This is a genomic window from Streptomyces sp. ATexAB-D23, assembly GCF_000373645.1.
Taxonomy (GTDB): domain Bacteria; phylum Actinomycetota; class Actinomycetes; order Streptomycetales; family Streptomycetaceae; genus Streptomyces; species Streptomyces castrisilvae.
In genome coordinates, this window is sequence record NZ_KB892021.1 from 1 (window position 1) to 13081 (window position 13081).

Genomic DNA, 13081 nt, shown 5'->3' on the forward strand with positions numbered 1-13081 from the left:
GCTCCCGCTTACGCCCGGCCCAGGACTCGGCGCTGTGCTTCAGACCGTCCGCACACCGGGCCTTCAGATCCTGGGACGCGAGAGCACCCTGATGGGCGCCGATCGCCCGCAGCACGTGCTCGTCCTGCCCGGTGAGGTGCTTGAGACGGCCCCGGACCGCCACCCCCGAAGGGCCCGGGGCCACGAACGACGTAGCCAATTCGCGTACACCACTCACCGCCACACCCCACCCCGGAACCACCGAACAACCCGTCACCCATCACAACGAACCACCACGATCAAGGTCACCCATTTGATCCCGAAACATCCGTTCCCACCCTCACCCAACGCACCGCCCGACTCACACACAGGCGCTACAACTCACTCACGCACACTTTGAAGACAACGGCTCACAACCCCCACCGGCCGCCGGGTCCCGCCACGACTTACTGATCCGGCGAGGACAGGCCCCCGATGGCGGACGCAGCCGGCCGTTCCCGGTCGGTGAGCAGGAGGCGCGGGGGTTGGGACGCACCAGCCAGTAGCGGAACGGCCCCGAGCTCATCCGAACGAGGGCGGCTACTTCGTCTGGTTCGGATGGCTCGTGTGTACCTGCTCCAGGAACACCGTGCGCCCGTCCACGAAGTACCAGATGCGGGCGGTGCCCTTCGCTGTCGGCTTGTGCTGCCAGCGATCGTGGGTCGCGCTGCCGCGCTGGATCGCTCCCAGCTCTCCCTTCAGCCGGTAGTTCGTGGGCGTCGTGGACAAGGGGGTACGCGTGAGGAAGTCCCACGTCTCCGTCATCGGATTGCGGATCGTCGCGACGAGGTCCCGCCACCCCTTCAGCGCGTCGGCGGTGGCGAAGCGGATCTCGTACTCGGTCCTCCTCGGAGGCCGGGGGGCCAGTTCCCCCTTCTTTGCGGCGGCCACGGTCAGGGACGCTCCACGGTCTCGTCCTCGTCGAGCCACTCAAGGTCGGCGCTGCCCAGCCCCGCCGCCAGCGCTGTGGCCGTTTCCTTCCAGGACGTCAGTTCAGCGATCGCGAGATGCGGCTGGTTGGTGGAGAACGACGCCCGCGCGGCGTCGACGAGGTCCTGTGCGCAGGACTCTCTGTCGGACGCCGACAGCGCGAGCATCCAGGGGAAGACCTTGGCCATACGCGCGGCGAGCGTGCCGTTCTCGTCGAGGGTCACGGTGATGAGCTGCGCGGCGAAGTCCAGCAGGCGGGCGCGGCCCTCCGCCTCGCGCTGGGACATCAGGACCAGCGCTTCGCCGTCGCGGCGGGTCACCGTGACGGGGTGGTCCTCGGCCTCGGCGAAGACCTCGGCCGAGTGTTTGCTCAGGTCCGAGGAGCGCCGGGTGGCGACAGGGAGGTCAGCTGGCAAGGTCATGCGTCGATGGTATTCGGAACGTGTTCGGAAGTCCAGGGAGGGTGTCCTGACCCCTCACACCCCCGGCGCCCCCCACACCGGAAACCACCGCGACAGGTCCTGCTCCACCCGCAGGTCGTCGCCCAGCGCGGCCCTGACCTGCAACTCCAGCTGGTTGTCGCGCTTCTCGGCGCCGCCCGCGACCGGGGCGAACGGATAGAACGTGCCGCGCTTGTAGAGGTAGACCAGCGCGAGCGAACGGTCCCGGTCGTCCCGGAAGGCGACCAGGGAGCACAGCAGCTGGGGGCCGAAGCCGCCGTCCTGGAGCAGGGTGTTCACCGCGTGCAGGTCGTTGACCAGGGCGGCCGTGTCCTCGGGCGGTTGGCGGGAGAGCAGCCAGGTGTAGCCGTAGGTGTCGCGGCTGAACTCCACCGGGATGCCGCCGCGCCCGGTGTCCGCGTCGAGCAGTTCGCGTACGTCCTGCTGGACGCGGGCGAAGGTGGCGCCCTCGACGCCCGCGAAGCACACCGAGCCCAGACCGGTGGGTGTGAAGCCGGTGGCGGCCTGGAGGGTGAGGGCGGCGGAGGGGACGGCGAAGAGCTGGTCGAGGTCGGGGCGGACCGGTTTGCTGCGGCCCAGGATCGTGTCGAGCAGGCCCACGGGGTCTCCTTACGGACGGGACAGGTCGGCCGAGATACGGGCCAGCTGGTCGAGGCGCTGTTCCAGGGTCGGGTGCGAGGAGAGCAGCCGGGCGAAGCTCTCCTTGGAGGCGAAGGCCGGGACGAAGTAGAAGGCGTTGTACGGCTCCGCCTTCCGCAGGTCCTCCGTGGGAATCCGGGCCATCTGGCCGCTCACCTTGGTGAGGGCGGAGGCCAGGGCCGAGGGGCGGCCGGTGAGGAGGGCGGCCGTGCGGTCGGCGGAGAGTTCGCGGTAGCGGGAGAGCAGGCGGGTGAGCAGGAAGCTGACCGCGTAGACGACCGCGCTGATCAGCGGGATCAGCATGATCGCGATGCCGATGGGGTCGTTGTTGCGGCTGCCCCGGGAGAAGCCGCCCCACAGGGCGACGCGGGTGATGATGCCGGCGAGGACGCCGAGGAACGAGGCGATCGTCATGACGGCGACGTCCCGGTGGGCGACGTGCGACATCTCATGGGCGAGGACGCCCTCCAGCTCCTCCGGCTCCAGTCTGCGCAGCAGACCCGTCGTGGCGCAGACGAGGGCGGTCTTCTCGCTGCGGCCGGTGGCGAACGCGTTCGGCACGTCGCTCTCGGCGATGGCGACCCTCGGTTTGTCCATATCGGCAAGAGCGCAGATCCGGTCGATCGCGCCGTGCAGTTCGGGCGCCTGCTCGGGGGTGACCTCACGCGCGCCCATGCTGAACGCGGCGATCCGGTCGCTGAACCAGAACTGCGCGATGAACATGCCGCCGGTGATGATCAGGATGATCGGCCAGGCCCCGCGCAGCGCGGCCAGCAGCACGCCCACCAGGACCACGTACAGCAGCCCGATCAGGAACATCGTGGTCACCATGCGCGTGGTCAGACCACGGTCCGGCGCATACCGGCTACGGGTTCGGCTCATCGGGTCGACCTCCAGTCCTCACCTGTCCAGGCTGTCCCACCTGTCTCCCATGGTGCTCCTCACCGGCCGAAAATGGAGGAAACGGGGGCGGACGGGAGATGTGGCCGAAGACCGACTGGACCGGATAGGTGCCTGAGGCATCTAGTGAGGGTGATCGGTAAGCAGGACACACCCCCCTCGCTGCGAGGTCCGCATGACAGAGACCCAGTCCGAGACCCAGCCCGGCACCCAGTCCGAGACCATCGCCTTTCCGCAGGACCGCACCTGTCCCTACCACCCGCCCACCGGCTACCCGAGCGAGAGCCGGGGGCAGCGGTCGGTGTCCCGCGTCCGCCTCTACGACGGCCGTACGGTCTGGCTGGTCACCGGGCACGCCGAGGCGCGGGCGCTCCTGGTCGACCCCAGGCTGTCGTCCGACCGGGAGAACCCGGCGTTCCCCTTCTTCGCGCCCAGGCTGGCCACGCTCGCACAGCGGCGCGTCGAGCTGATCGGCGTCGACGACCCGGAGCACAACGCGCAGCGCCGGATGCTGATCCCCAGCTTCACGGTCCGGCGGGCGGCGGCGCTGCGGCCGCGCATCCAGGAGACCGTGGACCGGCTGCTCGACGCGATGGCCGAGCAGGGCCCGCCGGCCGAGCTGGTGAACGCCTTCGCACTCCCGGTGCCGTCCATCGTCATCTGCGCGCTGCTCGGCGTGCCCTACGCGGACCACGACTTCTTCGAGGCCCAGTCGCGCAAGTTGTTGCGCGGGCCGGCGCCGTCGGACGTCGTGGCGGCGCGGGATGAGCTGGACGAGTACTTCCGCGTCCTGATCGAGCGCAAGCGGCGCGAGCCGGGCGACGGGCTGCTCGACGAGCTGATCGCCAAGCAGCTGGAGACCGGGGTGGTGGAGCGCGACGAGCTGGTACGGCTCGCCGAGATCCTGCTCGTGGCGGGCCACGAGACGACCGCGAACATGATCTCGCTCGGCACCTTGACCCTTCTCCAGCACCCGGACCAGCTGGCCCGGCTGACGGAGGGCGACGGGAGCGGGGTACCGGCCGCCGTGGAGGAGCTGCTGCGCTTCCTGTCCATCGCGGACGGGCTCTCCCGGGTGGCGGTGGAGGACATCGAGATCGGCGGGGAGACCCTGCGGGCGGGGGACGGGGTGCTGCTGTCCACCGCCGTGGTCAACCGGGACGCGTCCGTCTACCCGGCCCCCGACGAGCTGGACCTCGGACGCGGTGCGCGCAACCATGTGGCCTTCGGCTTCGGCATCCACCAGTGCCTGGGCCAGAACCTCGCCCGCGCCGAACTGGAGATCGCCCTGCCCGCGCTCTTCCACCGCTTCCCCGGGCTGCGCCTCGCGGTCCCGCCCGAGGAGATCCCGTTCAAGCCGGGCGACACGGTGCAGGGGCTGCTCGAACTGCCGGTGACCTGGTGAAGGGGGCGCGGGGCGTCATGCGGATCGACATCGACAAGGACGTGTGCATCGGCGCGGGTCAGTGCGCGCTCGCCGCGCCGAAGGTGTTCACCCAGGACGACGACGGGCTCAGCGAGCTCCTGCCGGAGGCCGAGCCGGGCCCCATGGTCGGCGAGGCCGCCCGCGCCTGCCCGGTGCAGGCGATCACGGTGGGCTGAGGGCGGGGCGGCCGGGGCGGGGCGGGCGGCGGGCGGTCAGGGCCGGAGCAGAGGTCAGGGCCAGAGCAGTTCCCGCTCCCAGGCGCCCGCCCCCGTCCGCACGTCGGCCGTGCGGCGGTACCGCAGGCGTACGTGCCGCCGCCGCGCGTCGCCCTGGAAGAACTCGGCCTCGCGCGGCTCGACCACGTACCGGGTCCAGGTCGCCACCTCCGCGTCGGGCTCGGCGCGCGCCCGCTCCCAGGCGGCGTCGGACGCGCGGTCGAGCGTGCCGGTCGAGTCCAGGATCTCGCTCTGCCGGCCCACCAGGGCCGAGGCCAGCGCCCCGGTCGAGCGGGCCCGCAGATCGGCGGCGCTCTCGGCGGTGGAGCAGGCGGTGACGGGGCCCCGGACGCGTACCTGGCGGCCCTGCGCCGGCCAGTAGAAGCCGAGCGCGGCATACGGGCGGGCGGCCAGCTGGCGGCCCTTCGCGCTGCCGGAGTGCGTGGCGAAGTGCCAGCCGCGCTCGTCCGCGTCGTGCAGCATCAGGGTGCGTACGTCGGGCAGGCCGTCGGCGTCCGCGGTGGCCAGGGTCATCGTGTGCGGCTCGGCCTGCCCGGCGGCCACCGCCTCGGCGAACCAGGCCAGGAAGAGGCCGAGGGGGGTGGGCGGCGCGGTGTCCGGGTCGAAGGCCGGAAGCCCGGTGTCCCGGACGCGCTGGGCGTGCAGCAGATCGAGGAAGGACTGCCGGGCGGCGGGATCAGGTGCGTCGCCCGTGGGGGCGGATGCGTCGGTCATACGGCCATTGGACCGCACGGCCGGGGCCTAAGGGCTGTCCCCTCACCCCCGCCCCAGCACCACCGTCCCAGACGAGCAGAACCAGCCGCCCGTGCCCGAGGCCACCGCCAGCTCCGGGAGCCGGCCCCCCGCCTTGCGGACCTGGCGGTCCCCCGCCTCGCCGCGCAGCTGGCGTACCGCCTCCACCAGCAGGAACAGTCCGCGCATCCCCGGGTGGCAGGCGGACAGGCCGCCGCCGTCCGTGTTGACCGGGAGTTCCCCCGTGAGGCCCGTACGGCCGCCCTCCAGGTACGGGCCGCCCTCCCCCTTCGCGCAGAAGCCCAGGTCCTCCAGCGTCACCAGCGTCATGTACGTGAACGCGTCGTAGATCTCCGCCAGGTCGATGTCGGCCGGCCGCACCCCCGCCCGTTCGAACGCCAGGCGGCCGGAGACGGCGGCGGGGGAGACCGTGAAGTCGTCCCACTCGGACATCGTGGAGTGCGAGACGTGCTCGCCGGTCCCGAGGACCCAGACGGGCGCCTTCGCCGTGCCGGGGACGTACTCCTCGGCCGCCAGCAGCACCGCGCAGCCGCCGTCGCTGCGGATGCAGCAGTGCAGCTTGGTGAACGGGTCGGCGATCATCGGGCCCGACAGCACCTCGTCCACCGTGACCGGGGTGCGGAACATCGCGTCCGGGTTGGCCGCCGCGTTCGCCCGCGCCCGCACCGCCACCTCGGCCAGCTGCTCCAGGGTCGTGCCGTACTCGTGCATGTGGCGGCGGGCGGCCATCGCGTACTTGGCGATCAGCGAGTGCCCGTACGGCACCTCGAACTGGAGCGGGCCCCTCGCCCCGAACGACAGGTTCGAGGTGCGGCGGCCCGCCTTGATGTCCGCGCGGGCCGTCGACCCGTAGACCAGCAGGACGGCCTCGGCCCGGCCCGCCGCGATGGCGTCCGCCGCGTGCGCCGCCATCACCTCCCACGTCGAGCCGCCCACCGAAGTGGAGTCCACCCACGTCGGTTTCAGGCCCAGATACTCGGCGACCTCCACCGGGGCGAGCGTCCCGAGCCCCGCCGAAGCGAAGCCGTCGACCACCGAGCGCTCCAGCCCCGAGTCGGCGAGCGCGCGACGGGCGGCCTGGGCGTGCAGGGCGTACGGCGTGGCCGCGTCGACGCGCCCGCAGTCGGCGAGGGATATGCCGACGACGGCGACCCGGCGGGGCGAAGAAGGCGTAGGGGGCATGGATCTGACGGTACATCAGATAGTAGGGAGCGGGAGTGTTCGTGTGATGTGGGCACCGTCGCTCCGCGCGGCTCTGGGAATCTCGCCGCCGCACCTCTAGCATGACGGGCCGTCAGTTCAGGGGCCGTCGGCCCCTGAGGGGAAGGAGTCCCGCCGATGGATGCCGCCTTCACCGCGGAACAGGACGAGATCCGCCGCACCCTGCGCACCCTGCTCGACGCCGACGACGGGCCCGGGGACGCCTACGACCCCGGCCTGTGGGGCCGGATCGCCCGGGACCACCGGCTGCCCGGACTCACCGTCCCGCAGGAGTACGGGGGCGCCGGCCGGGGCACCGCCGAGCAGGCCGTTGTCCTGGAGGAGACCGGCCGCGCCCTGCTGCCGTCCCCGCTGCTCGCCACCGCCGTGCTCGCCGCGCCCCTGATCCTGGCCCTCGGCACCGCGGAGCAGCGCGCCGCCCTGCTGCCGGCCGTGGCCACGGGCGAGCTGACCGCTTGCCTGGCCGTGCCCGGCGGATTCCTGGCCACGGCCCTCGGCCTCGCCGGTGACCCGACCGGCGGTTCCTGGGCGGGCGGCGGCCGGGCGGGCGGGGTGCAGGCCCGGCCGGCCCGTGGCGGGGGCGGCGGGTGGCGGCTGTACGGGGAGGCCGACCGGGTGCCGGACGGGGAGCGGGCCGGGCTGCTCCTGGTCGCCGCCCACGCGGGCGGCTTCCCGCGCAGCCGGACCCTGCTCTTCCTGGTCCGCGCGGACGGGCCCGAGCCGCCCGCCGGACTCGCCCGCACCCCGCAGTCCTCGCCGGACCCCACCCGCCCGCTCGCCCGGGTCCAGCTCCGCGACACGGCGGCGGAACTCCTGGGCGCCGACGACACCGCGGACACGGGCCCGGCCCTGGCGGCGGCCGGGCGCACGGCCGCCGCCGTGCTCGCCGCCGAGGCGGTGGGGGCGGCGGCGGGCGCGCTGGAACGGACGGCCGCGTACCTGGCGGCGCGCGAACGGCCCGGCGGCCCCGCCCCCGCGCCCCACGCCTTCGAGGCCGAGAGGCACCGGATCGCGGAGCTGTACGTACGCGTAAGGGCGGCGCGCTCCGCCGCGTACTTCGCGGCCTGGGACCAGGAGAGTGCCGGGCTCGCCCTCGCCCAGGCGCTGGAGGCGCTGCGGGCCGTGACGGCGGAGGCGGTGCGGCTGCCGGGGGACGCCGGGCCGCCGGACCGGGAGCACGAGGCGCACCCGTACGCCCGGCGGGCCGCCGTGCTGGAGCGGCTCCTCGGCCCCGCCCACCGCCTGCGCGACCACGCGGCCCGGGGCTCCGGGCTCTTCGCGGCGGCCGGGGACGGGCAGGTGGCGGTCTGATGGCGGCGGCCGGGGTCCGGCTCGTCCAGAAGGTGTCGTCGACGCGGGTCTTCGCCCGGATCGCCCCGCATGTGGTGCCCGCCATGGACCGCGCGGTCCACCGGCTCACCCGGGGCCGGGTGCTGCTCAGCGCGCGGATGCTGCCGGGGCTCGTCCTGACGGTGCCGGGGGCGCGCAGCGGGCAGCCGAGGACCACCCCGCTGGCCTGCATGCCGCAGCCGGGTGACGCGGGCGCGGGGGACGGAGGCGTGGGGCGCGGGGAACCCGGCGGCGGCTGGGTGCTGGTCGGCAGCAACTTCGGCCGCCCCGGGCACCCGGCCTGGACGGCGAACCTGCTGGCGCACCCGGAGGAGGCGGTCGTCAGCTGGAACGGCCGCGACATCCCCGTACGGGCGCGGCTGCTCGCGGGGGAGGAGCGGGCGGTGGTGTGGAAGGCGGCGCTGGCGTTCTGGCCGCCCTATGCCGCGTACCAGGCGCGGATCGACCGGGAGATACGGCTGTTCCGGCTGGACCGGCGGGAGGCCTCTCCGTAGCGACCGGGCCGTAGCGACCGGGTCCCGGTCCGGGTACGCCGACGGCGGACCACCTGCGTGGTCCGCCGTCGGTGAGACAGGACCTGAGGGCGCCCGGGATCACCGCGCGTCACCCAGTGGAGGGGAGTCCGGGCGCGGGCGCTACTTCGCCGGCTTCTTGCCGGTGATGCCCAGATGCACCAACAGCGCGAGGTTCGGCTTGAGTTCGGCCTGCTTGACGCCCCAGGTGGTGAAACCCTTCTGGTGCGAGGCGACGGCGGCCAGCATCGCGACCAGCGAGCCGGCCATCGCGGCGGCGCTGACGTCCTTGTCGACCTTGCCCTTGGCCTGGAGTTCCTTCACGGACTCCGTGAGGGAGTTGGTGACCGAGTTCAGGATCTTCATGCGGATCTTGTAGAACCGCTTGTCGCCCTCGGCGGCGCCCAGGTCGACCACGCGCAGGATCGCGTCGTTGCGCCGCCAGAAGTCGAGGAAGCCCTCGACGAGTTGTTCGGCGGTCTGCCGGCCCGACTTGCCGACCCAGGAACGCCCGGCGACCAGTTCGGTCAGACCGGCGCCCTCCTTGGCCATTTCTTCGGCGATTTCGAGGACGGCGCCCTCGACGTCGGGGAAGTACTGGTAGAAGGTCGCGGGTGAAGTCCCCGCCTTCCGGGCGACGTCGATGACTTTGACGTCCCGGTACGGCGAGGAGCTGAGCATCTCGCTGAGGCAGTCGAGCAGCTTCTGCCGCGTCGCCTGTCCGCGTCGACCGGCCACGCGGCCGTCGACGGTGCGTACTTGTCCTGTCATGCCGTCAGCTTACCGACGGGTGATCGGAGCGCGATTCGGCCGAGTGCAAATGGGGAACGCGGCCGTCGGTACCGGTGGATACCCACAGTCTGATCAATGTTATTAACAGCCTGTGGATAACTTCGGTGGATAACTTTCGAAAGTGCGTTCGCTTCGGGGGGTGCGGGGCGGGTCCGGACGCGGGGGACACGCCGCGCGGTTACGTTGGATGTGACGAGCGTCACCATGATGGAGGGCCGTCACCATGAAGGACGGCCGCCACCGAGACGGACGGCCGCCACCGAGACGGACGGCCGTCACCGTGCCGACGGAAGGATTCGGGCCCATGGCCGCATTCGCGCAGTCCGCACCGTGCTGGGTGGATGTGCAGCTCCCGGACCTGGAGGCGGGCAAGCGCTTCTACGGCGAGCTGTTCGGCTGGACCTTCCGGGCGGGCGAGGGTCCCCGCGCCGACGCCCTCAGTGAAGGCAGGCTCGTCGCCGCGCTGGCCGCGAAGAAGGACGGCCGGATGCCGACCGCCTGGGGCGTCTACTTCGCCACCGACGACATCGAGGCGTCCGTCGCCCGCGTCCGCGCGGCCGGCGGCCAGGTCATCACCGAACCGGTACCGGCCGGCCGCGCCGGAGTCCTCGCCCAGGCCGCCGACCCGGGCGGCGCGGTCTTCGGCCTCTGGCAGGCCGGCGAGCGCGCGGGCTTCCAGAAGCAGAACGAGCCCGGCTCCTTCTGCTGGACCGAGGTCCACACCCGGCGCAAGGACCGCGTCGACCCCTTCTACGAGGAGGTCTTCGGCTTCCGCTCCGCCGACATCGCCGACCTGGTCACCGACACCCCGGACACGGACGAGACCCGCATCGACTTCCGCACCTGGTCCCCGCCCGGCACCGAGCCCGGCCCCGACACAGCGGTCGGCGGGCGCAGCGTCATCACCGACGCCTTCCCGGCCGAGCTGCCCAGCCACTTCCTCAGCTACTTCAACGTCACGGACTGCGACGCCACCGCGCGCACCGTCCAGCGGCTCGGCGGCCGGGTGACCGAACCCCCGCTGGACATCCCGTACGGGCGGATGGCGGTCCTCCAGGACGACCAGGGTGCCGTGTTCGCCGTACTTCAGGAACCTGCGTCCTGATAAGGGCGGAGTGACACAGGACACCCCGATCCGCCCCCGGGTTCGCAACCGGGGCCTTCGCCAGGAACAATCGGGGTGCGCACCGCCGGGTGGTGCCCAGTGATGAGACGCTGCACACGGCGGGTTTTTCGCGGACCTCTGTTCCCTGAGGTCCGTACGGGGAGGTGGCAAGTGGTGGAGCAGCTGACGCAGCACGACCCGAGGCGGATCGGCCCATTCGAGGTGCTGGGACGGCTCGGCGCCGGCGGCATGGGGCTGGTCTATCTCGCCCGGTCGGCATCCGGCCGGCGGGTGGCGATCAAGACGGTCCGTACGGAACTGGCCGAGGACCAGCTGTTCCGGGTGCGCTTCACGCGTGAGGTGGAGGCCGCGCGCGCCGTCAGCGGCTTCTACACGGCCGCGGTGGTGGACGCCGACCCGCGCGCCGCCGTGCCCTGGCTCGCCACCGCGTACGTGCCCGCCCCCTCGCTCGAAGAGATCGTGAACGAGTGCGGGCCGATGCCGACCCAGGCGGTGCGGTGGCTGGCGGCAGGCATCGCGGAGGCGTTGCAGTCCATCCACGGCGCGCAGCTCGTCCACCGCGACATGAAGCCGTCCAACGTGCTCGTCGTCGAGGACGGTCCCCGGGTCATCGACTTCGGCATCGCGTCCGGCGTCTCCAACACCCGGCTCACCATGACCAACGTGGCCGTCGGCACGCCCGCCTACATGTCGCCCGAGCAGGCCCGGGACTCGCGCAGCGTGACGGGGGCCAGCGACATCTTCTCGCTCGGCTCGACGCTCGTCTTCGCCGCGACCGGCCATGCGCCGTACCGGGGGGCCAACCCCGTCGAGACGGTGTTCATGCTGCTGCGCGAGGGTCCCGACCTCGCCGGGCTCCCCGATGACCTGCGCTCGCTCATCGACTCCTGCATGCAGATGGACGCCACGCTGCGGCCCACGCCCGCCGACCTCCAGGCGCAGCTCGCCCCGCACCTCTTCGCCTCCGGCGGCGGTGACGACAGCGGTACGGCTTCGGCCTGGCTGCCGGCCGCCGCCACCGCGATGATCGAGCAGCGCCGGGGCGGTGGCCGTGCGCCCGCCCCCGCCCCGCCCGCACCGCCGGCCCCCGTGCCGCCCGCGCCCCAGCGCCCGCCGGGCTCCGACTGGGACGGCCCCTGGCACAGCGGGGCCCCCGCCACCCGCCCGACCGCCCCGGTGCCGGACGCCGGGGGGCCGGTCCGGCTGACCGGGGCGCAGGTGCCGATCGGGCCCGGCCCGCGCGCCCAGGACGTCCGGGCCTCGGCGGCCGGTGCCGACGCCGGTCCTGCGACCGACTGGGTCCGCCCGCCCGCCGGGGTCAACGGCTCCGCCCCGGCCGCCCCGCCCGTGCCCGCCCCGGCCCCGGCCCCGGACAACGACCCGTCCGGCCCCGAGCGGTGGCGGCCCTGGCGTTTCCGCATGTCCAACGACGTGTGGGGCACCCCGGTCGTCGTCGGTGACCTCCTCTACGTGACGTCCTTCGAGGTCCACGCGCTGGACACCGGCAACGGGCGGCGCCAGTTCAAGACCCGCGACGTGGCCTGGGCGATGGCCGTGGAGGGCGGTCGCATCCACGCGTCCGACGGGCCCTCGCTCTACGCCCTGGACGCGGCGTCCGGCGCCGAGCGGTGGCGCGTGCGGACCGACGCGTGGGTGTACGCGCTCAAGGCCGACCGCGGCACGGTCGTCACCGGCACCCGGGGCGGCGGCGTCCAGGCGTGGGAGGCGGCGACCGGCGAGAAGCTGTGGGACATCAGCGGCGCGCAGACGGACTTCGAGACGCCGGAGGGCGGGCCGGCGATCCACGACGGCACGGTCTACGTGTGGCAGGACGCCCGCCTGCGCGCGCTCGACGCCCGGACCGGCGTCGAGCGCTGGAGCTATCCGGTGGGCGACGCGGCCTCCTGCGGCGGTGTTCCGGTCCGGGTGACCCCGGCGCCCGACGGCTACGCGTACGTCTCGGCCGGGACCCGGGTCCTCGCGGTGGACAACGCCTCCGGTCACGTCCGCTGGCACTTCGAGTGCCCGGCGGTCTTCCTCTCACCGCCCGCGTTCGCACCGGGCCCGGCGGTCACCGGCGGCGGGGTCTACCTCGCGGACTACCTCGGTACGGTGTACGCCCTGGACGCCGCGACCGGCAAGGACCGCTGGCGCATCGCCACGGAGGCCCGCCAGTCCACGGAACCGGTGCTCGTGGTGGCGGGCAACGTCCACGTGGGCAGCGGCAGCGCGCTCTACACCCTCGACGCGGTCACCGGCACCCCGAAGTGGCGCTTCGCCGCGGGCGGCGAGGTGGTCGGCGCGCCGGTCGTCGCCGACGGCCGCGTCCACTTCGGCTCCGCGGACCACGTCCTCTACACCCTCGACGCGGCCGGCGGCCAACTCCGCTGGAAGCTCGCGACGGGCGGCGAGATCACGGGTACGCCGGTGGCGGAGGGCGGCGTGGTGTACGCGTGCAGCAAGGACCGCTGCGTGTACGCGCTGGACGCGCTGAAGGGCACGGGCACAGGGAGCAGACCAAGGCCGTAACCGGACCGCCCCTTCCGTGCTGCCCTTCCCCGGGCTACGCCCGCCCGTGCCGCCTCGGTCCGGGCCGCCTTTCCCCGGGCTGCGCCCATCCGGGCTGCCTCCGTCCGGGCTGCGCCCGCCACTCCCAGCCCGCCGGGCGCCCGCCCCAGCCCGTCCGGCGTTTGAGGACGGAACCGTTGCCGTGGTGG

13 protein-coding genes and 1 pseudogene are annotated in these 13081 nt (G+C 73.3%); 6 read left to right on the plus strand and 8 right to left on the minus strand.

Features of this window, described 5'->3' with window-relative positions:
* From B082_RS39935 to htpX, 5 genes and pseudogenes are all read right to left on the minus strand, one after another.
* Positions 1-223: pseudogene (locus B082_RS39935) on the minus strand (IS200/IS605 family accessory protein TnpB-related protein); the annotation flags it as partial.
* 335 nt (positions 224-558) lie between these two features.
* On the minus strand, positions 559-909 hold the full coding sequence (locus B082_RS0119290; RefSeq protein WP_018553458.1) for a hypothetical protein: 351 nt from the start codon (positions 907-909) through the stop codon (positions 559-561).
* A gap of 2 nt (positions 910-911) precedes the next feature.
* Positions 912-1370, minus strand: coding sequence for a type II toxin-antitoxin system Phd/YefM family antitoxin (locus B082_RS0119295; protein ID WP_018553459.1), 459 nt, complete (start codon positions 1368-1370; stop codon positions 912-914).
* Between the two features lie 54 nt (positions 1371-1424).
* Positions 1425-2009: a PspA-associated protein PspAB gene (pspAB, locus tag B082_RS0119300; RefSeq protein ID WP_018553460.1), complete on the minus strand. Its 585-nt coding sequence runs from the start codon at positions 2007-2009 to the stop codon at positions 1425-1427.
* 9 nt (positions 2010-2018) lie between these two features.
* Positions 2019-2930 carry a zinc metalloprotease HtpX gene (htpX, locus tag B082_RS0119305; protein WP_026249957.1) on the minus strand — a complete coding sequence of 304 codons (912 nt, stop codon included), beginning with the start codon at positions 2928-2930 and terminating at the stop codon, positions 2019-2021.
* A gap of 193 nt (positions 2931-3123) precedes the next feature.
* Between htpX and B082_RS0119310 the strand changes: the two genes are divergently transcribed.
* Together B082_RS0119310 and B082_RS0119315 are read left to right on the plus strand one after the other, a co-directional pair.
* A complete protein-coding gene (locus tag B082_RS0119310) occupies positions 3124-4353 on the plus strand; it encodes a cytochrome P450 (RefSeq protein WP_018553462.1) in 1230 nt (409 codons plus the stop codon).
* A gap of 17 nt (positions 4354-4370) precedes the next feature.
* Positions 4371-4550 (plus strand): ferredoxin, encoded by a 180-nt coding sequence (locus B082_RS0119315; protein WP_026249958.1) that lies wholly within the window; start codon positions 4371-4373, stop codon positions 4548-4550.
* 54 nt (positions 4551-4604) lie between these two features.
* Here the strand turns inward: B082_RS0119315 and B082_RS0119320 are convergent, their stop codons facing one another.
* Positions 4605-5324 carry a pyridoxine/pyridoxamine 5'-phosphate oxidase gene (locus tag B082_RS0119320; RefSeq protein WP_018553464.1) on the minus strand — a complete coding sequence of 240 codons (720 nt, stop codon included), beginning with the start codon at positions 5322-5324 and terminating at the stop codon, positions 4605-4607.
* A 42-nt stretch (positions 5325-5366) separates the two neighbouring features.
* Positions 5367-6545 carry a thiolase C-terminal domain-containing protein gene (locus tag B082_RS0119325; protein WP_018553465.1) on the minus strand — a complete coding sequence of 393 codons (1179 nt, stop codon included), beginning with the start codon at positions 6543-6545 and terminating at the stop codon, positions 5367-5369.
* Positions 6546-6701: 156 nt separating this feature from the next.
* Between B082_RS0119325 and B082_RS0119330 the strand changes: the two genes are divergently transcribed.
* Entirely contained in the window at positions 6702-7895 is a 1194-nt protein-coding gene (locus B082_RS0119330; protein WP_018553466.1) for an acyl-CoA dehydrogenase family protein, read from the plus strand.
* Positions 7895-8428, plus strand: coding sequence for a nitroreductase/quinone reductase family protein (locus B082_RS0119335; RefSeq protein WP_018553467.1), 534 nt, complete (start codon positions 7895-7897; stop codon positions 8426-8428). The genes B082_RS0119330 and B082_RS0119335 overlap by 1 nt, the downstream gene beginning before the upstream one ends.
* A gap of 141 nt (positions 8429-8569) precedes the next feature.
* Here the strand turns inward: B082_RS0119335 and B082_RS0119340 are convergent, their stop codons facing one another.
* The gene (locus B082_RS0119340) at positions 8570-9217 is read right to left on the minus strand and encodes a TetR family transcriptional regulator (protein WP_026249959.1); all 648 of its coding nucleotides are present in this window, start codon (positions 9215-9217) and stop codon (positions 8570-8572) included.
* Positions 9218-9542: 325 nt separating this feature from the next.
* Between B082_RS0119340 and B082_RS0119345 the strand changes: the two genes are divergently transcribed.
* Positions 9543-10343: a VOC family protein gene (locus B082_RS0119345; protein ID WP_018553469.1), complete on the plus strand. Its 801-nt coding sequence runs from the start codon at positions 9543-9545 to the stop codon at positions 10341-10343.
* Between the two features lie 174 nt (positions 10344-10517).
* On the plus strand, positions 10518-12893 hold the full coding sequence (locus tag B082_RS0119350) for a serine/threonine-protein kinase (protein WP_026249960.1): 2376 nt from the start codon (positions 10518-10520) through the stop codon (positions 12891-12893).
* Positions 12894-13081 lie beyond the last annotated feature (188 nt).

Coding starts and splice junctions, on each gene's coding strand:
- B082_RS0119295 (WP_018553459.1), bottom strand. CDS start 1,370: ATGACCTTGCCAGCTGACCTCCCTGTCGCCACCCGGCGCTCCTCGGAC.
- htpX (WP_026249957.1), bottom strand. CDS start 2,930: ATGAGCCGAACCCGTAGCCGGTATGCGCCGGACCGTGGTCTGACCACG.
- B082_RS0119310 (WP_018553462.1), top strand. CDS start 3,124: ATGACAGAGACCCAGTCCGAGACCCAGCCCGGCACCCAGTCCGAGACC.
- B082_RS0119315 (WP_026249958.1), top strand. CDS start 4,371: ATGCGGATCGACATCGACAAGGACGTGTGCATCGGCGCGGGTCAGTGC.
- B082_RS0119320 (WP_018553464.1), bottom strand. CDS start 5,324: ATGACCGACGCATCCGCCCCCACGGGCGACGCACCTGATCCCGCCGCC.
- B082_RS0119325 (WP_018553465.1), bottom strand. CDS start 6,545: ATGCCCCCTACGCCTTCTTCGCCCCGCCGGGTCGCCGTCGTCGGCATA.
- B082_RS0119330 (WP_018553466.1), top strand. CDS start 6,702: ATGGATGCCGCCTTCACCGCGGAACAGGACGAGATCCGCCGCACCCTG.
- B082_RS0119335 (WP_018553467.1), top strand. CDS start 7,895: ATGGCGGCGGCCGGGGTCCGGCTCGTCCAGAAGGTGTCGTCGACGCGG.
- B082_RS0119340 (WP_026249959.1), bottom strand. CDS start 9,217: ATGACAGGACAAGTACGCACCGTCGACGGCCGCGTGGCCGGTCGACGC.
- B082_RS0119345 (WP_018553469.1), top strand. CDS start 9,543: ATGGCCGCATTCGCGCAGTCCGCACCGTGCTGGGTGGATGTGCAGCTC.